24 protein-coding genes and 2 pseudogenes are annotated in these 23,992 nt (G+C 59.4%); 12 read left to right on the top strand and 14 right to left on the bottom strand.

The features are described from left to right. Positions 1–36: 36 nt before the first annotated feature. Genes ACJ8KE_RS02780 through ACJ8KE_RS02770 form a run of 3 tightly spaced genes read left to right on the top strand, consistent with a single transcriptional unit; the run spans position 37 to position 2,584 of the window. The gene (locus ACJ8KE_RS02780; protein ID WP_170913135.1) at positions 37–1,332 is read left to right on the top strand and encodes an MFS transporter; all 1,296 of its coding nucleotides are present in this window, start codon (positions 37–39) and stop codon (positions 1,330–1,332) included. Between the two features lie 21 nt (positions 1,333–1,353). Further along, positions 1,354–2,118, top strand: coding sequence for an SDR family NAD(P)-dependent oxidoreductase (locus tag ACJ8KE_RS02775; RefSeq protein ID WP_239441976.1), 765 nt, complete (start codon positions 1,354–1,356; stop codon positions 2,116–2,118). 49 nt (positions 2,119–2,167) lie between these two features. Next, positions 2,168–2,584 carry an RbsD/FucU domain-containing protein gene (locus tag ACJ8KE_RS02770; RefSeq protein ID WP_016927234.1) on the top strand — a complete coding sequence of 139 codons (417 nt, stop codon included), beginning with the start codon at positions 2,168–2,170 and terminating at the stop codon, positions 2,582–2,584. Between the two features lie 52 nt (positions 2,585–2,636). On the opposite strand, the gene ACJ8KE_RS02765 is transcribed toward ACJ8KE_RS02770, so the two are convergent. Continuing rightward, positions 2,637–3,986, bottom strand: a complete 1,350-nt coding sequence (locus ACJ8KE_RS02765) for a colicin-like pore-forming protein (RefSeq protein ID WP_016927233.1) — start codon at positions 3,984–3,986, stop codon at positions 2,637–2,639. Positions 3,987–4,291: 305 nt separating this feature from the next. Between ACJ8KE_RS02765 and ACJ8KE_RS02760 the strand changes: the two genes are divergently transcribed. Next, entirely contained in the window at positions 4,292–5,371 is a 1,080-nt protein-coding gene (locus tag ACJ8KE_RS02760; RefSeq protein WP_306376850.1) for a transketolase-like TK C-terminal-containing protein, read from the top strand. Here ACJ8KE_RS02760 and ACJ8KE_RS02755 read toward each other — a convergent pair whose 3' ends face one another. Beyond that, positions 5,372–5,809, bottom strand: coding sequence for a MarR family winged helix-turn-helix transcriptional regulator (locus tag ACJ8KE_RS02755; protein ID WP_028128123.1), 438 nt, complete (start codon positions 5,807–5,809; stop codon positions 5,372–5,374). It abuts the gene before it with no gap. Positions 5,810–5,963: 154 nt separating this feature from the next. Here ACJ8KE_RS02755 and aceE point away from each other — a divergent pair, with 154 nt between their 5' ends. Beyond that, positions 5,964–8,639, top strand: coding sequence for a pyruvate dehydrogenase (acetyl-transferring), homodimeric type (gene aceE, locus ACJ8KE_RS02750; RefSeq protein ID WP_123867505.1), 2,676 nt, complete (start codon positions 5,964–5,966; stop codon positions 8,637–8,639). 27 nt (positions 8,640–8,666) lie between these two features. Here aceE and umuC read toward each other — a convergent pair whose 3' ends face one another. The 8 genes and pseudogenes from umuC to ACJ8KE_RS02710 all read right to left on the bottom strand — a co-directional run. Next, positions 8,667–9,983: a translesion error-prone DNA polymerase V subunit UmuC gene (umuC, locus tag ACJ8KE_RS02745; protein WP_079449866.1), complete on the bottom strand. Its 1,317-nt coding sequence runs from the start codon at positions 9,981–9,983 to the stop codon at positions 8,667–8,669. Positions 9,984–9,985: 2 nt separating this feature from the next. After that, positions 9,986–10,420, bottom strand: a complete 435-nt coding sequence (gene umuD / locus ACJ8KE_RS02740) for a translesion error-prone DNA polymerase V autoproteolytic subunit (RefSeq protein ID WP_197752065.1) — start codon at positions 10,418–10,420, stop codon at positions 9,986–9,988. Between the two features lie 188 nt (positions 10,421–10,608). After that, positions 10,609–10,788 (bottom strand): annotated as a pseudogene (locus tag ACJ8KE_RS02735) (SOS response-associated peptidase family protein); the annotation flags it as partial. A 313-nt stretch (positions 10,789–11,101) separates the two neighbouring features. After that, complete coding sequence (locus ACJ8KE_RS02730) at positions 11,102–11,473, bottom strand: hypothetical protein (RefSeq protein WP_126502249.1); 372 nt, start codon at positions 11,471–11,473, stop codon at positions 11,102–11,104. Between the two features lie 75 nt (positions 11,474–11,548). Next, positions 11,549–12,049, bottom strand: a complete 501-nt coding sequence (locus ACJ8KE_RS02725; protein WP_079449959.1) for a recombinase family protein — start codon at positions 12,047–12,049, stop codon at positions 11,549–11,551. A gap of 33 nt (positions 12,050–12,082) precedes the next feature. Further along, a complete protein-coding gene (locus ACJ8KE_RS02720) occupies positions 12,083–12,256 on the bottom strand; it encodes a hypothetical protein (protein WP_016927226.1) in 174 nt (57 codons plus the stop codon). A gap of 56 nt (positions 12,257–12,312) precedes the next feature. Further along, a complete protein-coding gene (locus tag ACJ8KE_RS02715) occupies positions 12,313–12,558 on the bottom strand; it encodes a hypothetical protein (protein WP_016927225.1) in 246 nt (81 codons plus the stop codon). Positions 12,559–12,592: 34 nt separating this feature from the next. Beyond that, positions 12,593–12,763 (bottom strand): annotated as a pseudogene (locus tag ACJ8KE_RS02710) (DNA polymerase V); the annotation flags it as partial. Positions 12,764–13,057: 294 nt separating this feature from the next. On the opposite strand from ACJ8KE_RS02710, the gene fdhD reads away from it, so the two are divergent. Genes fdhD through ACJ8KE_RS02695 form a run of 3 tightly spaced genes read left to right on the top strand, consistent with a single transcriptional unit; the run spans position 13,058 to position 15,873 of the window. Beyond that, positions 13,058–13,900: a formate dehydrogenase accessory sulfurtransferase FdhD gene (gene fdhD / locus ACJ8KE_RS02705; protein ID WP_097101800.1), complete on the top strand. Its 843-nt coding sequence runs from the start codon at positions 13,058–13,060 to the stop codon at positions 13,898–13,900. Positions 13,901–13,958: 58 nt separating this feature from the next. Next, positions 13,959–14,876, top strand: a complete 918-nt coding sequence (locus ACJ8KE_RS02700; protein WP_016927223.1) for a bestrophin family protein — start codon at positions 13,959–13,961, stop codon at positions 14,874–14,876. A 34-nt stretch (positions 14,877–14,910) separates the two neighbouring features. Beyond that, complete coding sequence (locus tag ACJ8KE_RS02695; RefSeq protein WP_126186541.1) at positions 14,911–15,873, top strand: Dyp-type peroxidase; 963 nt, start codon at positions 14,911–14,913, stop codon at positions 15,871–15,873. 32 nt (positions 15,874–15,905) lie between these two features. Here the strand turns inward: ACJ8KE_RS02695 and arsC are convergent, their stop codons facing one another. From arsC to ACJ8KE_RS02680, 3 genes are all read right to left on the bottom strand, one after another. Beyond that, positions 15,906–16,331, bottom strand: a complete 426-nt coding sequence (gene arsC, locus ACJ8KE_RS02690; RefSeq protein WP_016927221.1) for a glutaredoxin-dependent arsenate reductase — start codon at positions 16,329–16,331, stop codon at positions 15,906–15,908. A 14-nt stretch (positions 16,332–16,345) separates the two neighbouring features. Continuing rightward, entirely contained in the window at positions 16,346–17,635 is a 1,290-nt protein-coding gene (locus ACJ8KE_RS02685; RefSeq protein WP_442517087.1) for an arsenic transporter, read from the bottom strand. Positions 17,636–17,704: 69 nt separating this feature from the next. Next, entirely contained in the window at positions 17,705–18,031 is a 327-nt protein-coding gene (locus ACJ8KE_RS02680) for a metalloregulator ArsR/SmtB family transcription factor (RefSeq protein WP_016927219.1), read from the bottom strand. A 151-nt stretch (positions 18,032–18,182) separates the two neighbouring features. Here ACJ8KE_RS02680 and ACJ8KE_RS02675 point away from each other — a divergent pair, with 151 nt between their 5' ends. The 4 genes from ACJ8KE_RS02675 (at position 18,183) to ACJ8KE_RS02660 (ending at position 21,153) form a co-directional block, all read left to right on the top strand. Then, positions 18,183–19,292 (top strand): YbdK family carboxylate-amine ligase, encoded by a 1,110-nt coding sequence (locus ACJ8KE_RS02675; RefSeq protein WP_016927218.1) that lies wholly within the window; start codon positions 18,183–18,185, stop codon positions 19,290–19,292. Between the two features lie 95 nt (positions 19,293–19,387). Further along, positions 19,388–19,567 carry a hypothetical protein gene (locus ACJ8KE_RS02670; RefSeq protein ID WP_004935085.1) on the top strand — a complete coding sequence of 60 codons (180 nt, stop codon included), beginning with the start codon at positions 19,388–19,390 and terminating at the stop codon, positions 19,565–19,567. Positions 19,568–19,780: 213 nt separating this feature from the next. Continuing rightward, on the top strand, positions 19,781–20,377 hold the full coding sequence (locus ACJ8KE_RS02665; RefSeq protein WP_015378329.1) for a hypothetical protein: 597 nt from the start codon (positions 19,781–19,783) through the stop codon (positions 20,375–20,377). Between the two features lie 2 nt (positions 20,378–20,379). Beyond that, positions 20,380–21,153, top strand: a complete 774-nt coding sequence (locus ACJ8KE_RS02660; RefSeq protein WP_016927216.1) for a DUF3307 domain-containing protein — start codon at positions 20,380–20,382, stop codon at positions 21,151–21,153. A 48-nt stretch (positions 21,154–21,201) separates the two neighbouring features. Here ACJ8KE_RS02660 and mgtA read toward each other — a convergent pair whose 3' ends face one another. Next, entirely contained in the window at positions 21,202–23,901 is a 2,700-nt protein-coding gene (mgtA, locus tag ACJ8KE_RS02655; RefSeq protein WP_442517086.1) for a magnesium-translocating P-type ATPase, read from the bottom strand. Between the last annotated feature and the right edge of the window lie 91 nt (positions 23,902–23,992).

Genomic DNA, 23,992 nt, shown 5'->3' with positions numbered 1-23,992 from the left:
ATTAACCACATGGGAAAAACCATGATGAAAAAAACAATGCCAAAGGATATTGAACGCAGCGCCATCAGGAAATTGACGCTGCATATTGTCCCCCTCATGATCTTGTTGTATTTCCTGGCCTTTCTCGACCGCAATAATATGGCCTACGCCGCCAAAGCGTTGGAAGATAATCTGGGATTGACCGCCTCGGCTTTCGGCTTCGCCTCCGGAATTTTCTTTATCGGCTATTTCCTGTTTGAAATACCCAGCAACGCCGGCACCATTAAATTTGGCCCGCGCATCTGGTTCGCCAGAATATTAATTTCCTGGGGCATCTTCGCGACCCTGCTCGGTTTTGTGCGCACGCCGCTGGAGCTGTATATTTGCCGTTTTATGCTGGGCGTGTGCGAAGCCGGTTTCTTTCCCTCGGTGGTGTATTACTTCACGGTCTTCTTCCCGGAAAAGTACCGCACTAAAATTCTCGGCATGTTTATCATCGTCCAGCCGCTGTCCAACGCCGTCGGCTCGCCGATTTCCGGCTTTATTCTCAATATTCAGCATGACTGGTTCGGCTTCGCCCCCTGGCAGTTGCTGTTCATCCTCGAAGGGTTGCCGCCGATCGTCATCGGCCTGCTGATCCCGTTCCTGATCAAGAACTCGCCCAAAGATGTCGGCTATCTGAACGTGGAGGAAAAGGCCTGGCTGATGAGCAACGCCGGCCGCTCCAAATCCGGCTCTAAAATCACGCTGGCCGACTTCCTGAAAGGGATTAAAAACAAGAAATACCTGCTCTACGCGCTGCTCAACTTCGGCATGGTGTGCGGCATTTACGGCTTCGGCACCTGGCTGCCGTCGATCATCAGCGCCCTCTCCGGCGGCGATATCTTCCGCGTCAGCCTGCTGGCGCTCATTCCCTACGGCCTGGCTGCGCTGTTGGTGTATCCGTGGAGCCTGTGGGCCAGCAAAACCAAAAAACTCGGCGTGTTTGCCGGCCTCAGCATGGTGGTCGCCGCCATCGGCCTGATGGGGGCGGTGACGTTTTTTAAATACGACCCGCTCGTCGCGCTGTCGTTCCTGTGCATCGCCGCCATCGGCATCTACACCGCCGTGCCGCCGTTTTTATCCATGCCCGCCAATATCTCCACCGGCGCGGCCGCGGCCGCCGGGCTGGCGGTGGTCAGCTGCATCGGCAATATCGGCGGTTTCGTCGCCCCCTATGCGGTGGGCGTGCTGAACGATCTGACCGGCAGCAGCGCGCCGGGGCTGTTTTTCCTGGCCTCGTGCCTGCTGGCCACCGGGCTGATCTGCATTTTCTACTGCGCCAAACAGCGTGAAGGCGTCATCAATTCTTAACGAACCAATAAGGAGTCAATCATGGGCGATCTTGCGGGCAAAAAGGTCTTTATCACCGGGGCGGAACAGGGCATCGGCCGCGCCACCGCAGAGCGGCTGATCAAGGCCGGTTGCGACATCTATTTTCACTACCACAGCGACGAAAGCGGCCCCAAAGCGCTGGTGGCGCTGGCCCATTCATTGAGGCAAAAGGCCGCCTACGGCTACGCCGATCTCATCGATACCGACGAGACGCAGCGCTGCGTCTCGGCCGGCGCCGAGTTTCTCGGCGGCATCGATATCCTGATCAATAACGTCGGCGGCATCGTCGGGCGCAAATGGCTGGGCGAGATCGACCGCGCCTTCTGGCAAACCGTGATCGACGTGAACATGACCACCATGCTGAACGTCACCCAGAGCGCGCTGCCGCATCTGAAAGCGGCGCCGGACGGCGCCAGCATCGTTAACCTGGCCTCACAGGCGGGCCGCGCCGGCGGGCACTCCGGCTCGCTGGTCTATTCCGCCACCAAGGGCGCGGTACTCACCTGGACGCGCTCGCTGGCGGCGGAGCTGGGCGAGCACGGCATCCGGGTGAATGCGGTCGCGCCCGGCCTGATCCTCGGCACCCGTTTCCACAATCGCCACACTACCCAGGCATCGGCGGAGGAAACCGTTCGCGCCATCCCGCTGGGCCGCGCAGGCGCACCGGACGACGTGGCGCGCGCCATCGCCTTCCTGGCGGCGGAATACGACGGCTTCATCTCCGGCGCGACTCTCGACATCAACGGCGGCATCTACCGCATGTAATTCAGCTGCGGGCGGCGCGCTTGCCGCCCGCCCATTCAGGAATCGCTTTATGATCAAATCCGCCATCACTCACCCGCCGCTGCTTGCCGCGCTGGCGCAATGCGGGCATAAAACCCAGGTATTGATCGCCGACGGCAACTACGCCTGCGTGACCCACGCGCCGAAAGACGCCACCGTGGTCTATCTGAACCTGGCGCCCGGCACGCTCGCCGCCCCGCCGATCCTGGAAAAACTGCTGGCCTGCATCAACGTGGAAAGCGCGGCGCTGATGGCCTGCCCGCCGGACTTCACCAACACCATCGAAGCCGAATACCGGCAGCTGCTGCCAGAGCATTGCCCGATAGAATACCTGCCGCGCGAGGCATTTTACGCCGCGGTCAAATCGGATCGGACGCTGCTGGTGATCGCCTCCGGCGAACAACGCCGTTTCGCCAACCTGCTGCTGACGGTGGCGCCGGTGGTGTGAAAGAGGTAGAGGGTGTGAGGGGTAAAATGAGGGGGCCAGCCCCCTCATGCCGTTACAGGTCAGCGACCCACTTCTCCAGCTCCCCCGCACGTTCCGCATCGATATAGCTGGTGGCCCAGCCAAACAGGTAAGCGAAGGCGAAAATGCCCACCGTCGACGACACCAGCGTCGGCGCGAAAAACGCGGCGATAGCGGAAAGCGTATACCCTGCGCCGATCGACAACCCGAGCGCTTCGAGCTGGTTGCGGAACGCTTTCCAGTTGCCGGTAGAGAAACCTTCAATCGCGGCGTTTACCAGATCCGCGCCCTTGATCGCCCAGTCCACCCCGGTGAAGACCTTGCCCAATACCCGCGCATTGCGGGCATACTGTTCCGCATCGATCATTTTCAGCCAGGCGACAATCGCCGCTTTGTCCTGCGCCTTGAGCTTTTTGTTCAGGCCCTTCGTCAATTGCTCGTAGGTTTTCTCCGCATCTTGCACGTTGCGGATATATTTTCCTTGAATTCCCGCCTCCAAATCCTTGGCGAGTTTGGCGTATTTCGCGCCGATCTTTTCCGCGATATCTTTATTGATACCTGCGGCCAGGCTGACGCCATCCTTGATGGCTTTTAATTCCGCATTTTGATATTCGACGAACTCCTTAACGATCGTTTTTACCGAGCCGGGCGATTTTACCGGCTTGCCGTTGGCATATTTCACCTCCATGGCATTCAGGTTATCCCCTCTCACCACGGCGATAAACGCGGGCCGGTTCTTATTGGCCTTATAGTAGAGGTTGTAGGTCGCCACTCCGTCTTGCTTTTCCACCTTCAAATGATGAAAACCGTAGTAACTCCCGGTCGTGCGGGTCGTCGAGAATTCGCCGGTTTTGCCGTTGCCATGCCAGCCGCTGACGGGCCGATCGCGATGCGAGTCTGTCACGAAACTGCCTAAGGAAGAGGCGCCGATCTGCCCGGCATTCAGGCCATTGTTGCCGCCTTTGCCAGGGGGTGAGGGCTTGCGCGCATGGCCGGTTTCGATATCCCCGATCGCCACTGTCACCCCCTTGGCGTTGACCCCCATCACCAGCCCCCCCAGGCCAATGTGCTTCGCCTGATCGGCCGTCAAACCGGTGGCGGAAAGGCTCAACGTGCCGGATGGGCTGACGCTTTCAATATGCAATTTCGCATCCGGGTTAATTCTGCGCGCCGCCTTGATCACCGCCTCCAGTTTCATGCGCAGCGCCGGATCGTTTTGGATCGCCGCTATCTGTTGCTGTTCCGGGCTGTTGCCAACGCCGGCGCCGCCGCGATCGCGATCGCCGGAATGGCCTTTATCGCCGCCCCCCGGCTCGGGGCCCGTACCGCGTTCAGAACTCCAGTTAGTTCCATCTCCTTTACCACCATAATTAAATCCAGGCATATGCTTTCATCCTTATTTCGTTTTATTTTTAAGATGCCGATATTCTCGTTTAACGCGGATTGACACGCGCATTATCCCTATCGGCAAACCGTTTTTAGCTGCCCGTCATTTATAAAAAACCGCAGAAATAAGGACAACGGATGGCGGCTGTCTGGTCGGTGAAACAAATAGGATCGCGTCTGCATAACCTGAATATATCGCCGCGGGTCACGCCTGGATGGCTGCGACCTGTTCAGAAGTCATTGGCACACGCCGTGAATTGCAATTACAATCATCGCACTTGCAACTTAAAGGGAATGCTCCGCATGTCGCCTCAACGTATAACAATGCCTGCCGCCTCCGCCAGGACCAGAACTCTAGCCGAAGCCTGTATCCGCAAGATGGCCTCCGTCAGCCAGAACGCCGGCGCGTCGCTTCCCTCTTCCACCGCCTGGACGGCGGAAGCCTTGAGCGAACTCAACGCCAGCGGCGACATCTGGCTTATCGACGGCAGAAGGCGCGCCGAGCCGCCGAGTTCCCGCTATGCCACCGCCTGGCCGCTCTGGTTTGGCCATCAATCAGAGCGTTATGAGAAGCCGTTGTTTTACTGCGTCAACACGCCCTCGGTGGACATGCTCCGCGGGCTTGAGCCGGAAACCAATCGCAAGGGGATTTTCATCAGCGATGCAGATACCGGCAGTGCCGATTTGCCGAAAGGCGTTCAGGCCTGGTTCCCGCTTCAGCTCACGGCCATGCCGGGCTGGTTGCCTTTCGATCCGGCCAATGCAAGAGAAACCGGCGCGATACTCCATCACGCCCTGCGCGCGCTCTATCTGGAGGGAACGAGGAAGATGGTGTATCTCGCGACCAACGTAGACAATGGCCCCCTCTCTTCAGGGGAGCCGTTTGTCGCAGAACAGGCGTTCAAGGGGATGTATCGTGTCGCGGCGGCGGCGGACTCGCCGTTGCAGGTTCGCCTGTGCGGCGCCGGCCGTGCGCTCGCCCGCGTTCAGCAGGCGGCTGAGGTGTTGAAAAATTGGGGTATCGCGGCCGAAATCTGGAGCTGCCCCAGCTACACGCGGTTGGCGCAGGACGCCGAACTCGCCGACATGCAGCGCCAGGACAGCGGCGGCGAATGCCATCTGAAAACGTGTCTGGGCGCCGGGAATGCCCCCGTCGTCGCCGTCACCGACTATTCGCATCTGCTCGCCAACCAGCTCAAGCGGTTCATTCCCGCACGCTTTGCCGCGGTGGGTTCGGATTCTCGCACCCGGGGCGAAATTCACTATCCGCAGGCGGAATGGATTGCGCTCTGCGCCCTCAAACTGCTGGCCGACGAGCAGAAAATCCCTTCGGCGCTGATCGCCGATGCGCTGCGCGTTCTGCACATCACGCCCGATGCCTGATCATTCTCTGGCCAGCTGCATCGCATTGTTCAACGCGTCGGAGAAGCGTGCGATCTCTTCTTCGCTGAACTGGTTGAGAAAGTGGGTGTTGACCACCGAACGGTAGATCTCCCACATCTTTTTCCGCAGGGCCTTGCCTTCCTCGGTGATAGTCGCGAAGGAGGCCCGGCGATCGTCATCCGATCGAAAACGCGTGACCAGCCGCTCTTTTTCCAGGCGATCCATCAGGCGGGTCAGGTTGTAACGCTCAATCACCAACACGTCCGCCAGCTCATGCATGCGGCGTGTGCCGTTTTCCCCGCTTTCCAATCCCCATAACACGTCATACCAGGCGTAAACCGGCAGCCCCGCTTCCGACAACTTCGCCTCTATCTTTCTGATCATCGCCCGATGCGCACGCACAAAGGAGAACCACAGGTCGGGTTGTTTATCTGTCATGTCATTTTTCTCGTCAAAACCGGTGAGTTGCAATTGCAATTTTAAAGGGATAGAGTGGCTTTCGCCATTGTTGCATTTGCAATTCTTGCACTTGCAACTCACTAAATCCCTGTATCGCTCAGCGCCTTATCAGGTAAGTACATTTGGAGCCTTTATGAACCAACCCGCGGTAAAAGCAGATCTTGACCCACAGGAGACGGCTGAATGGCTTGAGGCATTTGAAGGTGTCACTGACATCGACGGCCGTGAACGCGCGCATTTTTTGTTGGAAAGAATGGCCGAAGCCGATCAGCGAAAACACGGTGATTTCTTCAGCCTGGTCACCACGCCCTACGTGAATACGATCCCGGCCTATAAGCAACCGACGTATCCCGGCGATCTGGCCGCTGAAGCGCGCATCAATGCGTTTATTCGCTGGAACGCCATGGCGATGGTGCTGCGCGCCGGCAAACATTCCAACGTCGGCGGGCATATCGCCACCTACCAGTCGGCCGCGGTGCTTTACGATGTGGGATTCACGCACTTTTTCCGCGGGCGCACCGATGAGTTTGCCGGCGACATGGTGTATATCCAGGGCCACTCCGCCCCCGGCATTTATGGCCGCGCCTATCTCGAAGGCCGCATCGACGAGGAACTGCTCGACAACTTTCGCCGCGAATCCACACGCCGCGGCCTCTCCTCCTACCCGCACCCGCGGCTGATGCCGGATTTCTGGCAATATCCCACCGTTTCGATGGGTCTGGGGCCGCTGACCGCCGCCTACCAGGCGCGCTACATGCGCTATCTGGAATACCGCGAACTGAAACCGCACCAGGGGAGAAAGGTGTGGGCGTTTCTCGGCGACGGCGAGATGGATCAGCCGGAATCACTGGCGGCGATTGCGCTGGGCGGGCGAGAAAAACTCGATAACCTGATCTTCGTCGTGAACTGCAACCTGCAACGGCTGGATGGCCCCGTGCGCGGCAACGGCAAGATTATTCAGGAGCTGGAAGGCACCTTTAAAGCCGCCGGCTGGCAGGTGATCAAGGTAATTTGGGGCAGCGGCTGGGACAAACTGCTGCAAAAAGACCGCTCCGGATTGCTGATGCAGCGCATGATGGAGTGCGTCGACGGTGATTACCAAACCTTCAAGTCGCAAAGCGGCGCCTATGTGCGGGAGCATTTCTTCGGCAAGTACCCGGAATTGCTCGAGCTGGTCGCCGACCTGAGCGACGATGAGATCTGGGCGCTGCACCGCGGCGGCCACGATCCGCAAAAGGTGTACGCCGCCTACCATCAGGCGGTACATACCACGGGCAGGCCGACGGTGGTGCTGGCCAAAACCGTCAAAGGGTTTGGCATGGGGGAAGCCGGTGAAGGGCAGAACATCAACCACCAGCTGAAAAAAATGAGCCAGGATGCGGTGAAAGCCTTCCGCGACCGTTTAGGGCTGACCATCTCCGACGCCCAACTGGCAGAGATCCCTTACCTGAAGCCCGAACCCGACAGCGCGGCGGCGAAGTACATCACCGCGACGCGCACCGCGCTGGGCGGCTACATCCCTGCCCGCTTCGGCCAATCCGCTCCGCTGGCGATACCGGAACTATCGCGCTTCGACGGCCTCCTGAAAGGCAGCGGCGAACGCAACATGTCGACCACCATGGCTTTCGTCAATATCCTCGGCGTGCTGCTCAAAGACGCCAACATCGGCAAACTGATCGTGCCCATCGTGCCGGACGAGTCGCGCACGTTCGGCATGGAAGGCCTGTTCCGCCAGATTGGCATCCATTCCTGGCTCGGCCAGCTGTATACCCCGCAAGACGCCGGGCAGCTCAGCTACTACAAAGAGGCCAAAGACGGCCAGATTTTGCAGGAAGGCATCAACGAATCCGGCGCAATATCGACCTGGATCGCCGCCGGCACCGCCTACAGCAACCACGATGTCGCGACGATCCCGTTCTATATCTTCTACTCCATGTTCGGGCTGCAGCGGGTGGGCGATCTCGCCTGGGCGGCGGCCGACGCGCGCACCAAGGGTTTCCTGCTCGGCGCCACCTCCGGCAGAACCACCCTGATGGGCGAAGGCTTGCAGCATGACGACGGCCACAGCCACGTGCTGTCTTCGGTGATCCCCAGCTGCGTCTCCTACGATCCGACCTATGCCTATGAACTCGCGGTGATCGTCCAGAGCGGCATGCGCAGAATGTTCGTTGAACAAGAGGATATTTACTACTACATCACCTTGCTCAACGAGGGCTACCCGCAGCCGTCGATGCCGGCGGGCGTGGAGGACGGGATTATCCAGGGCGCCTATTTGCTCAAACGGAACGAAGCGGCAAACCAAGAGAGCCCGCGCGCTCAACTGGTCGCCAGCGGCGCCATCATGCGCGAGGCGCTGGCGGCGGCGGAGCTGTTGGCGGCGGACTTTGGCGTCGCCAGCGATATCTGGAGCGCCACCAGCCTGAGCGAGCTGCGCCGCAACGGCATGGCGGCCGAACGCTGGAACCTGCTGCATCCGGAAGATCCGCCGAAAGTTCCTTATATTCAGAGCCTGCTGGCGGCGCATCCCGGCCCGGTGGTGGTGGTAACGGACTATATGAAGATCGTCGGCGATCAGATCAAACCGTTCTTGCCCGACCGCGCCTTTATCGCCTTGGGCACCGACGGCTTTGGCCGCTCGGACACCCGCGAGGCGCTGCGTGAGTTCTTCGAGGTCAACCGCCATTTCATCGCGCTCGCCGCGTTGAAGCTGCTGGCTGACGAAGGCCGTATCGCCCGCAGCGAGGTCAATCGCGCCATGGTACTGTATGGCATCGCCCCCGATAAGCCGGATCCGGCGACGGTGAAGTAACACTCTGCCTACCCACGCCGCCGGTTGTCACCCGCGGCGTTTTTCTTCCTTCGATTCAGCGGTGCGCGGCGCCCGCTCCCCCAGCCGCGCCACCGGAATATCCGCCAGCCGGGTGGTGTAGGCCGGCGACAGCATGTCGCGCTTCATTTGCCACGGCTTGACGATCCCCTGCCCGGCGAACCATACGCGCCCGCGCCCTTCCTGATTCAGGCGATCGAGAGTCGCCATCAGCCGTTCGCTGTTGCGGCGCGGCGGGCAGTCGTCGAACAGGTCGATCTGCGCCATGGCGGCGGCGCTGAAATCCCCCAGCACCACGCCGCCCTTCAGGTAACGCCGCCCTTCCTGCCAGATGCTCTCCAGCGCGCGCACCGCCATGGCGATGATGTCACGGCTGTCGTTGCTCGGCGTTTGCAGCCGGGCGGTGCCCATATTGCTGTAATACCCTTCGCCCGCCGAATGCGGGCTGGTTTTGATAAACACCGAGACGTTGCGGCAGTAGCGCTTTTCCTGCCGCAGCTTTTCGGCGGCGCGTTCGGCGTAGCTGCAGATCGCCTCGCGCATGTGCGGATAATGCGTCAACCGCTGGCCGAACGAACGGGAACAGATGATCTGCTCTTTCGCCGCCGCCTCATCTTCCCACTGCAGGCACGATTCGCCGCGCAGCTCGCGTATCGTGCGCTCCAGCACTACGCTGAAGGTTTTACGTGCCAGCCGGGTATCGCAGTCCGCCAGCTGTAGCGCGGTGTGAATACCCATCGCCTGCAGCTGGCGAGTCAGGCGGCGCCCCACGCCCCACACCTCTTCCACCGGAAGCAGCGCCAGCAGTTTACGCTGGCGCACCGGATCGGATAAATCCACCACGCCGCCGGTGCCGCGCCATTTCTTGGCAGCGAAGTTGGCCAGCTTGGCCAGCGTTTTGCTCGGCGCAATGCCGACCCCGACCGTCAAATGCAGCTCGCGCCGGATGCGATCGCGCACCCGCTGGCCGAACGGCTCCAGCGCTTCGCAATGCGCCACGCCGTCCAGCCGCAGAAAGGCTTCGTCCAGCGAGTAGATCTCCACCGCCGGCGCCATCTCCTCCAGCGTGTCCATCACCCGGCGGGACATATCGGCGTACAGCGCGTAGTTGGAGGAGAACACCGCAACGTTGCGACGGCGCATCTCCTCTTTGATTTTGAAATAAGGCGCGCCCATCGGCACGCCCAACGCCTTCGCCTCGGCGCTGCGGGCGATCACGCAGCCGTCGTTGTTGGACAGCACGATCACCGGTCGCCCCCGCAGGTCGGGCCGAAAGATGGTCTCGCAGGAAGCATAGAAACTGTTGACGTCTACCAGGGCGTACATGGCTACCGCGCCGCGTAGACGATAAAGGTCACCACGCCGAAGATCTCCAGCTGTGCTTCGTCGTCGAACACGATCGGCGCGTAGGCGGGGTTCATCGGCAACAGCCGCACGTCGGGGTGACGCTGCAGTTTTTTGACGGTGAATTCGCCATCCACCGCGGCGATCACGATATTGCCATGCTCCGGCGTCAGGGCGCTGTCGACAATCAGCAGATCGCCATCCTGAATATTGCCGTCGATCATCGACTCGCCGCTGGCGCGCACGAAATAGGTGGCGTTGGGGTGCCGCACCAACAGCTTGCCGATGTCCAGCCGGCCTTCGACATAGTCCTGCGCCGGGGAAGGAAAGCCGCAGGCCACGCGATCGGCAAACAGCGGTAACGTTAGGGGTTCACCTGGTGAAAAAGCATACAACCTTGAATTGCTCAGCATAATCATAACCAAACTGTATATTTATACAGTTAAGCATAAACAAAACGCGAACGCGTGCAACCCCCAATCCCCCTGCGGATCGCGCTTTCCCGCGTAATATAATAATTTTCTGAGCGATTTTTCCTGCAGCTTTTGGCGTTCTTCACGTGTGTTTGCACACATGATATCCACCAAAACTGTGGATAATGCGGCACTCAGACCGTTGGCGTATCGATGGGCAGGATGAGTGAGGGATTGTCATTGCGAACGGCGCCGACGGCGGGCGATACCGGTTGCCAGACGAAATCCTCTGCCTGCAGGCTGTACACGTCAGCCTGCATTTGACCAGAGGGCGGGACTAAGCGGGTGTCGAGCCAGTCGCGCGCGGCCGTCGGTCTCTGCTGCGTACAGCGCCGCAAAGAACAGCGGCAGGCCTTGCCTCAGCAAGAGCCCACGGGAGGAACGGCGGACGGCCTTACAAAATGACGCCAATAAAATTGCGACTGGCAATGGCATCAATGGGACGGCCAGAGACGAAAGTCAGTACGTTATGCCAGGAGCTTGGGATAACCCGACAAACGCTGTACCGCCACATTTCCCCTGATGGTCCACTGCGAGCTGACGGTATAAAGCTGCTCAACCGGGGATAATTTTAGCGGACGGAAAAATCTGGGGTTCCGGCGTAGAACCCCGAATAAGGAATAATCCTTAATTCATTTCCGGATTATTAATTCCATCTAAAACCTCTCGGCAATATTCTTTTTTATAGGCTTCATCATTACTTAATGACTTAACCAAAAAATCAGCATTTTTCCAACCATTATCCCAATGCGTATCGAATCCTGACTGTTCATACTTTAATGTTCTAGTTAATGAGTCTTTTATTTGTTTTTTATATTTATCAATTTTCTCATTGGTTGCCCCACAAACATCATGTGCAACACGAGCATTTGAGCCAGAAAAACCTATTGCTGAAATTGCCATCGCTTCATTTGATTTGTCGAAATCATTCGCATATGCCACAGCATTAGATAAAGCGAATATGACAAGAGCAGGTATGATTTTTTTGTATGAAATCATCTTTCACCTCTAACTCATTGATTGTTCATGGGGTCAGTTTGGATATCGAAAATTATTGTACATTAAGGCTGCTTTTTAATCAGTCTCAACTTCTTTATAGAAGGCCTGAATGCGACAAACTTGGGAAGTACTGTAGCCTGTCGCGTCTGCTGTTTCTCGGATGCTCAGTTTCTTAATCTGTCGGTAGTACAGGACTTTCTGATGTCGTTCCTGATCTGCCTGCTTTCCCCGGTATCTACCCAACGTATGCGCCCGTTCAATTCCCTGCTTTTGCCGTTGGCGGCGACTCAACCAGTCCTTATGTGACATCGCGGCCATCAGGTCGATTAGCATGTTATTGATAGCGGTTATTACTGCACGGGTGATCGGGTCCGCCTGTGAAGGATCTTTCTCTGACAGCGCCTGCCATGAGGTAGGGACATCCAGGCTGACAATCCGTAACTCATGCTGCTCAATCTGCTTTTTCAACGTCATCCAGTCACTGTTGCTGAGACGGGTCAGGCGGTCTATCTGCTCAACCAGCAAAATATCAGTTACCGTTTGGGGGCGGCATACTTCCGCATCAGTCTCCAGCATAGCGCCGATGAGGACAGGCTCCAACCCCAGCGTCTATTCCTTTGCCCGGATACGGCCGTCATTCACCTGGATCTGCACCGGCAGTCCGGCATCATACGCGGCCTGATACCCGCCGGCGACCTGCAGCGCGTCACCTTCCAGCTTTATGAACGTTCCGTCCGCGCGCCACAGCAGCAGGCAGGGGGCGCGCAGGTTCGGCCAGCACAATCAGCATCCGTCTCTACAGCGGCGACGGCCGGCGGACGTTAACCGTTGCCACGATGTCACTCCTCTCTCTTATAGATGAGGACATGCAGGCGCAGCCGGTCGGCATCAACACGTTCATCCATTATTGTGCCCGGATAGCCCTGCAGCGCCAGACCGTACCAGAAACTCAGAATGACAGAAGCCTTACCCAACTCTAGGGTGTAACCCATCCCGCCCTGGTTCAGATTGCATTTTTTAATCGCATCTTCTGCTTCCCGGATCAGCTGCGCATAGCTGAGTGAAAAATTCAGTGCCTGATCCATCCTGCTCGCTCCATCTCACCGCTGGCGCGCACGAATAAGTGGCATTAGGATGCCGCACCAGCAGTTTGCCGATATCCAGCCGGCTCTCGACATAGTCCTGCGCCGGGGAGGGAAAACCGCAGGCCACGCGATCGGCAAACAGCGGTAACGTCAGGGGCTCACCTGGTGAAAAAGCATACAACCTTGAATTGCTCAGCATAATCATAACCAAACTGTATATTTATACAGTAAAGCATAAACAAAACGCGAACGCGTGCAACCCCCTATCCCCCTGCGGATCGCGCTTTGTCGCGTAATATAATAATTTTCTGAGCGATTTTTTTTTACGCCTGCTAAGTGTTTCACTGCCCCTTGCACACACGTTATCCACCAAAACTGTGGATAACCTGCAGGGCGTGATTCCCTACGCGAGCGGGATCAGAATCCTGTATAATCCCCACACCTGCTAATAAGAATTCATCCTCGTCGGCGCCTCGTCACCGACGGTCACGAGAACGTTATGAACAAGCACCTACTCTTCGCAGAAACCGACGATATCAAACAGGAATGCCTGTCGCGCCACGCGGTCTGGCAGCGCAACGATCTGGCACAGGCGCAGCAGGATTGGCTGGCGGAAGAAGTGCCGGTCGCCCTGGTGTACAACGGTATTTCCCACGTGGTGATGATGGCGACGCCAAAAGATCTGGCGGCCTTCGCCATCGGTTTTTCGCTGTCCGAAGGCATCATCGCCTCCCCCGACGACATCTACGACATCCGCCAGCAACCGGCCTGCAACGGCATTGAAGTGCATGTGGAACTCTCGAGCCGCCGCTTTATGCAGCTGAAAGAGAAGCGCCGCAGCCTGGCCGGCCGCACCGGCTGCGGCGTCTGCGGGGTGGAACAGCTGCAGGAGGTTGCTCAGCCCATCGCGCCGCTGCCTTTCACGCAACGTTTCGATTTGGCGCTGCTCGACCGGGCATTGGCGCAGCTGCAGGACGTGCAAACGGTGGGTAAACTGACCGGCTGCACCCACGCGGCGGCCTGGATCCAGCCGGACGGCGCGCTCAGCGGCGGATGTGAAGACGTCGGCCGCCACGTGGCGCTCGATAAGCTGCTGGGCTACCGCAGCCAACAGGCGTGGCTGCAGGGTGCGGCGCTCGTGTCGAGCCGCGCCAGCTATGAAATGGTGCAAAAATCCGCCATGTGCGGCGTCGAGATCCTGTTCGCCGTTTCCGCCGCCACCCGCCTGGCGGTGGAGGTGGCCGAGCGCAGCAACCTGACGCTGGTGGGCTTCAGCAAGCCGGGGCGCGCCACCGTCTATACGCACCCGCAGCGGCTCTGGCAATCGACAACGGCGGCCTAACGCCGCCGGATAAGAATCGACTATTCTCAATAGCAGGACACCAGGAAGCATCCACGTCATGATAATTCGCCCGCACCAGAACTGGTTTTTTCGCCTGTTCGCCTGGCACGGTTCCGTGCTGTCAAAGATCACCTTTCGTCTGTCGCTGAACGTGCTGATGTCGATAGTGGCGGTGATCAGCTACCAATGGTACGAACAGCTCGGCGTGCATTTAACCATCGCGCCGTTCAGCCTGCTGGGCATCGCCATCGCGATTTTTCTCGGCTTTCGCAATAATGCCGGCTACAGCCGCTTTGTCGAAGCGCGCAACCTGTGGGGCTCGTTGCTGATTACCGAGCGATCCCTGCTGCGACAGATCAAAAGCCTGCTGCCGGACGAACCGGCGGTGCAGCAAAAGGTCGCCAAGCTGCTGATCGCCTTCAGCTGGAGCCTGAAGCATCAACTGCGCGCCACCGATCCCACCGCCGATCTGTACCACAATCTCAGCAGCAAAGAGCTGGCCGAGGTGATCGCCAGCCCGATGCCGACCAACCGCATCCTGCTGATGCTGGGCCAGGAGATCGGCAAGCTGCGCCGACAGGGGCTGCTGAGCGACATCACTTTCGAGCTGCTCGACAACAAGCTGAGCGAACTGTCCCACGCCCTCGGCGGCTGCGAACGGCTCGCCAGCACGCCGGTGCCGTTCGCCTATACCCTGATCCTGCAGCGCACCGTTTACCTGTTCTGCAGCCTGTTGCCTTTTGCCCTGGTGACCGACCTGCATTACATGACACCGTTTGTTTCGGTGTTCATTTCCTATACCTTCTTATCCTGGGACTCACTGGCCGAAGAGCTGGAGGATCCGTTTGGCGTGTCGGCCAACCATCTGCCGTTAAACGCCATCTGCAACACCATCGAGCGCAACCTGCTGGAAATGAATGACCAAAGCCCGCTGCCGCCGCCGATGAAACCCGACGAGCACTTTAATTTGATCTGAGCTATTTCACCCGAACACACTGGAGCCGAATGCAATGAATGCAAATCCCCCCCTGCCGCAAGCCGTATTCACGCCGGTGACGCGCCATGCCATCTTTATCGTCGCCACCCTGTCGCCCGTTCCCGCCCATCTGGCGGCGGTGCGCGCCTGGTGCGGCGACATCGCCGCCGTGGTGCGTTCGGTCGGCAAACGCGCGCCGGCGGGCAACCTCACCTGCGTCTGCGGCTTCGGCTCCGAGGCCTGGGATACGCTGTTCGGCGCACCGCGCCCTCGCCAGCTGCATCCGTTCAGCCCGATCGGCAGCGGGGAACGCGTCGCCGTCGCCACGCCTGGCGACATCCTGCTGCATATCCGCGCCGATGAAATGGATCTGTGTTTTGAACTGGCCTCTCAGTTGACCGCCAAGCTCGGCGACGCCGTGACGGTGATCGAGGAGGTGCACGGCTTCCGTTACTTCGATCAGCGCGCCATGATCGGCTTCGTCGACGGCACGGAGAACCCGGAAGGGCACGAAGCCTTCGACTACACGGTGATCGGCGACGAAGACGCGGCGTTCAGCGGCGGCAGCTATGTGCTGGTGCAGAAATACCTGCACGACATGCAGGGCTGGAATTCGCTCAGCGTGGAAACGCAGGAGAAGATCATCGGCCGCCATAAGCAGTCCAACATCGAGCTGGATGAAGCGGTCAAACCGTCGTCGTCGCACAGTTCGCTGACCACCATCACCGACGAGCAAGGCAACGAGGTGAAAATTCTGCGCGACAACATGCCGTTCGGCCGCCCCGGCCTGCGCGAGTTCGGCACCTACTTTATCGGCTATGCGCGCTCCCCGCAGCCGATCGAGCAGATGCTGGAAAACATGTTTATCGGCCGCCCGGCCGGCAACTACGATCGGCTGCTCGATTTTAGCCGCGCGGTGACCGGCACCCTGTTCTTCGTGCCTTCCGCCCCGCTGCTGGAAGCGCTGGCCGATCGCAGCGGCGCCGAATTGCACTGATTGGCCGAAATGCGGGGCCGCAGCGATCAGCCTTAGGTTATCCTGCGGCCCTGCGCGTCGATCACCGGCTCGCCGTCTTCTTTGCTGAAGGCGCCGCGCTGCGGATCCGGCAGAATCTCCAACACCGCCTCCGACGGACGGCATAGGCGCGTGCCAAGCGGCGTCACCACGATGGGGCGATTGATCAGGATCGGCTGTTGCACCATGAAGTCGATCAGTTGTTCGTCGCTCCAGGCGCTGTCGTCCAGCTGCAGCTCGGCGTAAGGCTCGACGTTTTTTCGCAACAACGCGCGCGGCGGCATGTTCATGTCGGCCAGCAACGCAATCAACCGTTCGCGGCTGGGAGGCGTTTCCAGATACAGAATCACCTCCGGCTCAACGCCGCTGTTGCGGATCAGCGCCAACGTATTGCGCGACGTGCCGCAGGCCGGGTTGTGATAAATCTTGATACTGCTCATGACGGTTTCTCCGGTTAGGATAAAACGGACAGCCGCAGCGCCAGCGCTGCCAGGGTGACGAACAGAATTGGCAGCGTCATCACCAGTCCTGCGCGGAAATAATAGCCCCAGGTAATGACGATGTCTTTCCTTGCCAACACATGCAGCCACAGCAACGTGGCCAGGCTGCCGATCGGGGTGATTTTAGGGCCGAGATCGCTGCCGATGACGTTAGCGTAAATCATCGCCTGCCTGATGACGCCTTCCGCGCCGCTGCCGTCGATCGACAGCGCCCCCACCAGCACCGTCGGCATGTTATTCATGACGGAAGAGAGAAACGCACTCAGGAAGCCGGTGCCGAGCGTCGCCGCCCACAGCCCCTGCCGCGCCAGCGCATCCAGCACGCCGGACAGCAGATCGGTCAAGCCGGCATTGCGCAGCCCATAGACCACCAGATACATGCCCAGCGAGAAAATCACGATCTGCCAGGGCGCCCCGCGCAGTACTTTACCGGTATCGATCGCCCGCCCGCGTTTCGCAACCGCCAGCAGCACCAGCGCGCCGCTGGCGGCGACCAAACTCACCGACACGCCGAGCGGTTCCAGGGCGAAAAAGCCAATCAGCAACAGCGCCAATACCGCCCAACCGGCTCGAAACGTCGCGCGATCGCGAATCGCTTCCCGCGGTGCCGGTAAACGCGTCAGCGCATAGCTCGGCGGAATATCCTTGCGGAAGAACAGATGCAACATCACCAGCGTCGCCGCCACGGCGACGAGGTTGACCGGCACCATCACCGCCGCATACTCCGTAAAGCCCAAGTGAAAGAAATCCGCCGAAACGATATTCACCAGGTTGGACACCACCAGCGGCAGGCTGGCGGTATCGGCGATAAAGCCCGCCGCCATGACGAAAGCCAGCACCGCAGCAGGACGAAAACCGAGCGCCGACAGCATGGCGATCACGATCGGCGTGAGGATTAACGCGGCGCCATCATTGGCGAACAGCGCCGCCACAGCCGCGCCCAACAGGAGCATATAGGTAAACAGCCAGCGGCCCCTGCCGTTGCCCCAGCGCGCGACGTGCAAGGCGGCCCAGGCGAAAAAGCCGCTTTCATCCAGCAACAGGCTGATGATGATGACGGAGATAAAGGTCGCAGTCGCATTCCAGACTATCTGCCATACCACGGGGATGTCGCCGACGTGCACCACGCCGCTCAATAATGCCAATCCCGCCCCGATCGACGCACTCCAGCCAATACCCAGCCCTTTCGGTTGCCAGATGACCAAGATCAACGTCAGAATAAAGATCGCCCCTGCCACTATCATCGCTGCCCTTCCGCCCTTTTAAGTTTACATATTCGATTTTTCATATGTGTTTGCGTAAATTTTTTACCGTTACGGACAACCTTTCGCCACGCGTTGCGCTAACTCCGACATCTGTTCTGGCCGGCACTGATAAGCCTGCTCAATAATCGCCGCCGCCCAGGCCGGCATATGCGGCGACAGGCGATAATGTATCCATTTACCATCGCGCCGATCGAGCAGCAGCCCGCTTTCACGCAGCATCGCCAGATGCCTTGAAATCTTGGGTTGCGGCAGCGCCAGTGCGCCCGACAACTCGCACACGCACAGTTCACCGGCGTGGCGCAACAGCAGCACCAAGGTCAGGCGCGTCTCGTCAGACAGGTTTTTAAACAGCTTCAGCGGCGTCAATGACGGCATGTCACACTCCCGTTAACCTTTCTCTTCATCACAGCTCGCCCGTGAAGATACCAGCTTCACATTCGAAAAAACAAATATAAAATGCAAAACGTTGCCCTCCTCACCGAGACATATACTTATCTTTATGCCGTTCTTGCAGGAAGGAGGTACCATGCCGCTCACATTCAAACGTTCGGAAAGGCTCTCCATCGGCACCGAAATAGAGTTACAGCTGGTCGATGCCGAGCACTACGATCTTACGGATCGAGCCGATCGGGTGGTCAGCGCGGTCGGCGACCGCCGGCGCGTCAAGCATGAGCTCACCAAATCGATGGTGGAGCTGAACAGCTCGGTGCACCGCGATCTCGATGAGCTGCACACCGAGCTGCGCGCCCTGACCCATACCGTCCGGCGCTGCGCGCAGCGCCTGGGCTGTGACGTCTGCGGCGGTGGCCGCCACCTGAGCAACGACTGGCGCAAGCAGGTCATCAGCGACAACGCGCGCTACAGGCAGCTGGCCAGCCGTTTTGGCTATCTCTCCAAGCTGGCCTGCGTGTTCGGCCAACACATTCACCTCGGCGTCAACGACGGGGACGAGGCGATGTACCTGTGCCATGCGCTGACGCCCTACTTTCCGCAGCTGATCGCGCTCAGCGCCTCGTCGCCGCTGTATCAGGGCGTCGACACGCGCTTTGCCAGTTCCCGCTTCAGCGCTCAGAACTCCTTCCCCAACTACGGATGCCTGGAACACATCTACAGCTGGCATGAATTCAACGCCTACTACGAACGGTTGAATGCCGCCGGCGTGATTGAAAGCGTCAAGGATATTTACTGGGATGCGCGGCCAAAACCGGAGCTGGGCACGGTGGAGATCCGCATCTGCGATACGCCGCTGCGGATCTCCCACGCCGTGCTGCTGGTCGGTTACTGCCGCCTGCTGGCCGATTTTCTGTTGCAGCGCCGTTCGCCGATCGCGCCGGAATACGATGCCTTCACCAATTACAACAAGATCAACGCCTATCGCAGCGGCTTTGCCGCCGAATACGTCGATCCCGCGACGCTGCGCCGCAGCAGCCTGACCGCCCACATCCTGCACACTCTCGAAGCGCTGAGCGGTTTTGCCGAGCGACGGGAGGATCGTGCCCTGCTGCAGGCCGTCGAGCGCCATGTCCGCCAGGGCATCAGCGATTCGGAGCATATCCGCCAGATGTTGCACAACGGCCTGCCGCAAGCTCAGGTGATCAAGCGCCTGTGCGATGAGCTGTTGCAGCCTGCAAGTTAAGTTTCGGCTATCGATTCCATACGCCAAAGCCGCTGTTCATTATGTGCTCTTTCGCTACAATCGTGAGCACTGACATTCACCGTATCGAGGACACCATGTACAACTTCTCCCGCTATCAGGCAAAAGAACTGGCGCTGGCTTACATGAGCGGCAAAAAACACGATCTGTCGCCGCAGGAATTTTTGCAGCAGCTGAAAAGCAGCGAGCGATCGTTTGAGCATCTGCTGAAACACGGCAGCGAAATGCCGCGTGACGTGCTGGTTAAAAGCTTCTGAACAGCCGGTTGCCGGCCATTTTCCCTCTACGCCGCCGGTGGCGATCCTGACAGGCCCGCGCATTCCCGGCCGTTCATTCCCCGTTCCTCATCCTGCCTCGTTTCGTCCCCACAGGCGAAAACCCCGTAAATTCGTACCCAGAGGCGAATTATTGACATATTCGTATCCAGGTGCGAATTTATAGTTATCTCTCCACAAACAATGGAACGCGCCATGCCGACGCCAATCAGCGTAATCAGCGGCGATCTGGTCGATTCCCGCCGATCAGACACCGTCAACTACCTCAATGGGCTGCATAACCTGCTCGATCGACTGCGGCGTGACGGGCGGCTGCATCAGGTGGAAATCTTTCGCGGCGATGCCTTCCAGGCGCAGGCCGCCCCGGAGGACGGGCTGTTGCTGGCGGTGTACATTCGCCTCGCGCTGCGAGCGATGGGCGCCGCGCACTGGGATGCGCGCATCGCCGTCGGGCTGGGCAGCCAACGGCCCGACGCCGCCGGTTACGGCAGCGCCTTTATCAACTCCGGCAGCGCGCTGGACGCCATGGCAAAAAATTGCCGGCTGGCTCTGAAAACCGACAACGATCGGACAAACGCCATTGTCAGCGATCTGCTGCCGATGTTAGATCATGTGATTGGCCGCCTGTCACAGGCCGAAGCGCGCATCGTTCAGGCGAGAATGTTCGCCGACAGCGGCGCCGCCGTGGCGGACCAGCTGCAAAAAGCCGCCTCCACGGTCTCCGCCGCGCTGAAACGCGCGGCCTACGAGGAAATCATGCGGTTTATTCACGCCATTAACAGGATCGTCTGACCATGGATCTGACCTATGCGCCTTTGCTGGCCTGGCTGTTGCTCGTCCATCTGCTGGCGGATTTTCCGCTGCAGCCGCTGAGTTGGGTGGAAGATAAAATTCGGCATCGCGCGCGTTCGCGTTTTCTGGTGTTGCACGCGTTGCTGCACGGGGTGCTGGCCGCCTGGGCGGTGGCCGGTTTCGGCCTGCTGCATGGCGGGCTTTCTTCACTGCAGGTGCTGGCCAGCCTGCTGGTCATCGCCGTCAGCCACTACCTGATCGATTTGCTGAAAGTCACCGCGATGAACCGCCTGAGCCCGGCCCGCAGTTTCCTGCTCGATCAGGGATTGCATCTGGCGGTGATCGCCTTGCTGTGGCTGGGGCTAACGCCGAACGCCGGTGAACTGCTCGCCGCGCTGGGGCGGCAGCTGGGGCGTTGGCAAACCGGGCTGGTGCTGGTGGCCTACAGCCTGATTTATCTGCCGATGAGCCTGCTGATCGGGCAACTGCTGGCGCACTGGACGCCGCAAATGCCGCCTTCGGCCAAGGCCGACAACGACTCGCTGCTGCGCGCGGGCAAACAGATTGGCTATCTGGAGAGAACGCTGATCCTGACCTTTGTGCTGCTGGGGCAAATCCCGGCGATCGGCTTTTTGCTGGCGGCCAAATCTATCTTCCGTTTCGGCGATCTGCGCCAGAGCGACGATAAGATGCGTACCGAGTATGTGCTGCTCGGCACGTTGTTTTCCTTCACGCTGACCATCATGCTCGGCCTGCTGGTCAACAAACTGCTGTAGCGGTGCAGGGGCGAAGAATTTCGCCCCTGGAGCGAACGCCGAGGCGGCTTACAGCCACTCGCCGAAGCGGCGGATATAGAAACGCTTCATCAACTGGGCGACCACGCAGTAGCTGACCAGCGTAGCGGCCAACCACGGGAAGTATTCCCACGGCAGCGGCTGCAGGCCAACCAGGGCGCCGAGCGGCGAGAACGGAATGTAGATGCCGAGCGCCATCACCAACCCGGTGGTCAGCAACACCGGCAGCGCCGCGGTGCTCTGAATGAACGGGATCTTCTGGGTGCGCAGCATATGCACCACCAGCGTTTGCGACAGCAGCCCCTCAATGAACCAGCCGGACTGGAACAGCGCCTGGTGTTCTACGCTGTTGGCGGCGAAGACGTACCACATCAGCGCATAGGTCGTAATATCGAAGATCGACGAGGTCGGCCCAATCCACAGCATAAAGCGCCCGATGTTTTTGGAATCCCACTTGCGCGGCTTGCGCAGGAACTCTTTGTCCATCTTGTCCCACGGCAGCGACAGCTGGGAAATGTCGTACATCAGGTTTTGAATCAACAGGTGGATCGCCAGCATCGGCAGGAACGGGATGAAAGCGCTCGCCACCAGCACCGAGAACACGTTGCCGAAGTTGGAGCTGGCGGTCATGTTCAGGTACTTGATGATATTGCCGAAGGTTTCGCGCCCTTTGATCACCCCCTCTTCCAGCACCATCAGGTTCTTTTCCAACAGGATGATGTCCGCCGATTCCTTGGCGATGTCGGTGCCGGTGTCGACCGAGATGCCGACGTCAGCGTCGCGCAGCGCCGGCGCATCGTTGATGCCGTCGCCGAGGAAGCCGACGGTATGGCCGTTGCTCTGCAACATTTTCAGCACCCGCGATTTCTGCAGCGGCGTTAGCTTGGTGAAGACCGTACGCTGTTCCACTTCGCGCGCCAGCTCTTCGTCATCCATCTGTTCAATTTGCAGCCCGGAGAGCGGCTCGCCCGGCTCCAGGCCGACATCGCGGCAAATCTTACAGGTGATCACCGGGTTGTCGCCGGTCAGCACCTTCACCGTCACACCGTTTTCCTGCAGCGCGGCGATCGCCTGCTGCGCGCTCTCCTTCGGCGGGTCAAGGAAAGTCAGCAGCCCTTGCACCACCATGTCGCGCTCGTCGGCCACGCTCAACGGTTCGGCCGGGCGCTTCGCATCCAGTTCGCGCGTCGCCAGCACCAGCACGCGGAAACCGTCTTCGTTATAATCGCGAGCCAACGCCTGCAGCGCCGCACGGCGCGCGTCGTCCAGTTCCAGCGTTTTGTCGCCTTCGCGCACGTGGGTGGCGATCTCAAGCATCTCCTCTACCGCGCCCTTACAGATCAGCTGCTGCTTGCCATTTTCGTCCGCCACCACGATCGACAAACGGCGGCGCACGAAATCGAACGGCAGCTCATCCACCTTGCTGAAACGCCCCAGGGCTTCAATCCCCGGTTTGCCGCGGCCAAAGCGGATCACCGCCTGATCCATCAGGTTCTTCATGCCGCTCTGATGGAAGCTGTTCAGCCAGGCCAGGTGCAGCACCTCGTTATCTCTGGCGCCAGTGACGTCGATGTGGTGATCGAGAATGATGCGATCCTGGGTCAGCGTGCCGGTCTTGTCGGTGCAGAGCACGTCCATGGCGCCGAAGTTCTGAATGGCGTTCAGGCGCTTCACCACCACCTTGCGGCGCGACATGGCGATCGCCCCTTTCGCCAGGTTGGAGCTGACGATCATCGGCAACATTTCCGGCGTCAGACCGACCGCCACCGCCAGTGCGAACAGCGCCGCCTCGCTCCAGTCGCCTTTGGTGAAACCGTTGATCAGCAACACCACCGGCACCATCACCAGCATGAAGCGAATCAGCAGCCAGCTGACGCTGTTCACCCCGCGATCGAACGCGGTTTGCGCCCGCGAACCGACGATCGACTTGGCCAGCGAGCCGAAGTAAGTGCGCCCGCCGGTCGCCACCACCACCGCCGTGGCGGTGCCGCTGGCGACGTTGGTGCCCATCAGGCAGATATTGGACAGCTCAAGCAGCGCATTCTCGCTGGATACTTCCCCTTCGCTCGACTTCTGCGCCACGTTGCCCATGGCATCGTATTTCTCGATCGGGATCGCTTCGCCGGTCAAAATCGCCTGGCTGATGAACAGATCGCGCGAGGCGATAAGACGCACGTCGGCCGGCACCATGTCACCGGCGGAGAGCTGAATGATATCCCCCGGCACCAGTTCACGGATCGGCACTTCCAGCGTCAGCGGATGCGCGCTGTAGCTGCTGCGGCGCAGCACCGTGGCGGTGGTGCGCACCATCGACTTCAACGCTTCCGCCGCTTTGTTGGTGCGGTATTCCTGCCAAAAACGCAGCAGCCCGCTCAGCGTGACCATGGTCAGAATGATAATGACGCCGGTGAGTTCAGTTTCTTCACCGTTCTGGCGCGGCAGCCAATAATCGGTAAAGAAACTGATCGCAGCCAGCACCATCAGTACGAAGATAAACGGGTTGTTGAAGGCCTTGATCAGCTGAATCAAGGCATGCGGCGCCTTGTCGTGGGCGACCTGGTTGGCGCCGAACTGCTCCAGCCGCTCATCGGCGTCGTCCTGGGTCAAGCCGTTGCGGTTGCACTTCAGGTTCGCCAGCGTTTGGGCGATGCTGTTGGTCGCCTCTTGCGCAATGGCGTAGGCCGCCGCATCTTTATCACGGCGACGCATTCTTTCATTAATCTGAGTCATAACGCTATTCTCTTATTTTCTTTCTACGCACAGGGATATCCCGCCCGATAAACAGGTGACTCTGCGCAGAATGGAATTTTTAATTAGCGTG

Origin of the sequence: Serratia sp. CY56464 (assembly GCF_052168435.1) — a bacterium.
GTDB classification, from domain to species: Bacteria; Pseudomonadota; Gammaproteobacteria; order Enterobacterales; family Enterobacteriaceae; genus Serratia; species Serratia marcescens.
The sequence above is the reverse complement of the archived record's forward strand: the minus strand, read 5'-3'. Positions and strand labels throughout refer to the sequence as shown.

Coding starts and splice junctions, on each gene's coding strand:
- ACJ8KE_RS02780 (WP_170913135.1), top strand. CDS start 37: ATGCCAAAGGATATTGAACGCAGCGCCATCAGGAAATTGACGCTGCAT.
- ACJ8KE_RS02775 (WP_239441976.1), top strand. CDS start 1,354: ATGGGCGATCTTGCGGGCAAAAAGGTCTTTATCACCGGGGCGGAACAG.
- ACJ8KE_RS02770 (WP_016927234.1), top strand. CDS start 2,168: ATGATCAAATCCGCCATCACTCACCCGCCGCTGCTTGCCGCGCTGGCG.
- ACJ8KE_RS02765 (WP_016927233.1), bottom strand. CDS start 3,986: ATGCCTGGATTTAATTATGGTGGTAAAGGAGATGGAACTAACTGGAGT.
- ACJ8KE_RS02760 (WP_306376850.1), top strand. CDS start 4,292: ATGTCGCCTCAACGTATAACAATGCCTGCCGCCTCCGCCAGGACCAGA.
- ACJ8KE_RS02755 (WP_028128123.1), bottom strand. CDS start 5,809: ATGACAGATAAACAACCCGACCTGTGGTTCTCCTTTGTGCGTGCGCAT.
- aceE (WP_123867505.1), top strand. CDS start 5,964: ATGAACCAACCCGCGGTAAAAGCAGATCTTGACCCACAGGAGACGGCT.
- umuC (WP_079449866.1), bottom strand. CDS start 9,983: ATGTACGCCCTGGTAGACGTCAACAGTTTCTATGCTTCCTGCGAGACC.
- umuD (WP_197752065.1), bottom strand. CDS start 10,420: ATGATTATGCTGAGCAATTCAAGGTTGTATGCTTTTTCACCAGGTGAA.
- ACJ8KE_RS02730 (WP_126502249.1), bottom strand. CDS start 11,473: ATGATTTCATACAAAAAAATCATACCTGCTCTTGTCATATTCGCTTTA.
- ACJ8KE_RS02725 (WP_079449959.1), bottom strand. CDS start 12,049: ATGCTGGAGACTGATGCGGAAGTATGCCGCCCCCAAACGGTAACTGAT.
- ACJ8KE_RS02715 (WP_016927225.1), bottom strand. CDS start 12,558: ATGGATCAGGCACTGAATTTTTCACTCAGCTATGCGCAGCTGATCCGG.
- fdhD (WP_097101800.1), top strand. CDS start 13,058: ATGAACAAGCACCTACTCTTCGCAGAAACCGACGATATCAAACAGGAA.
- ACJ8KE_RS02700 (WP_016927223.1), top strand. CDS start 13,959: ATGATAATTCGCCCGCACCAGAACTGGTTTTTTCGCCTGTTCGCCTGG.
- ACJ8KE_RS02695 (WP_126186541.1), top strand. CDS start 14,911: ATGAATGCAAATCCCCCCCTGCCGCAAGCCGTATTCACGCCGGTGACG.
- arsC (WP_016927221.1), bottom strand. CDS start 16,331: ATGAGCAGTATCAAGATTTATCACAACCCGGCCTGCGGCACGTCGCGC.
- ACJ8KE_RS02685 (WP_442517087.1), bottom strand. CDS start 17,635: ATGATAGTGGCAGGGGCGATCTTTATTCTGACGTTGATCTTGGTCATC.
- ACJ8KE_RS02680 (WP_016927219.1), bottom strand. CDS start 18,031: ATGCCGTCATTGACGCCGCTGAAGCTGTTTAAAAACCTGTCTGACGAG.
- ACJ8KE_RS02675 (WP_016927218.1), top strand. CDS start 18,183: ATGCCGCTCACATTCAAACGTTCGGAAAGGCTCTCCATCGGCACCGAA.
- ACJ8KE_RS02670 (WP_004935085.1), top strand. CDS start 19,388: ATGTACAACTTCTCCCGCTATCAGGCAAAAGAACTGGCGCTGGCTTAC.
- ACJ8KE_RS02665 (WP_015378329.1), top strand. CDS start 19,781: ATGCCGACGCCAATCAGCGTAATCAGCGGCGATCTGGTCGATTCCCGC.
- ACJ8KE_RS02660 (WP_016927216.1), top strand. CDS start 20,380: ATGGATCTGACCTATGCGCCTTTGCTGGCCTGGCTGTTGCTCGTCCAT.
- mgtA (WP_442517086.1), bottom strand. CDS start 23,901: ATGACTCAGATTAATGAAAGAATGCGTCGCCGTGATAAAGATGCGGCG.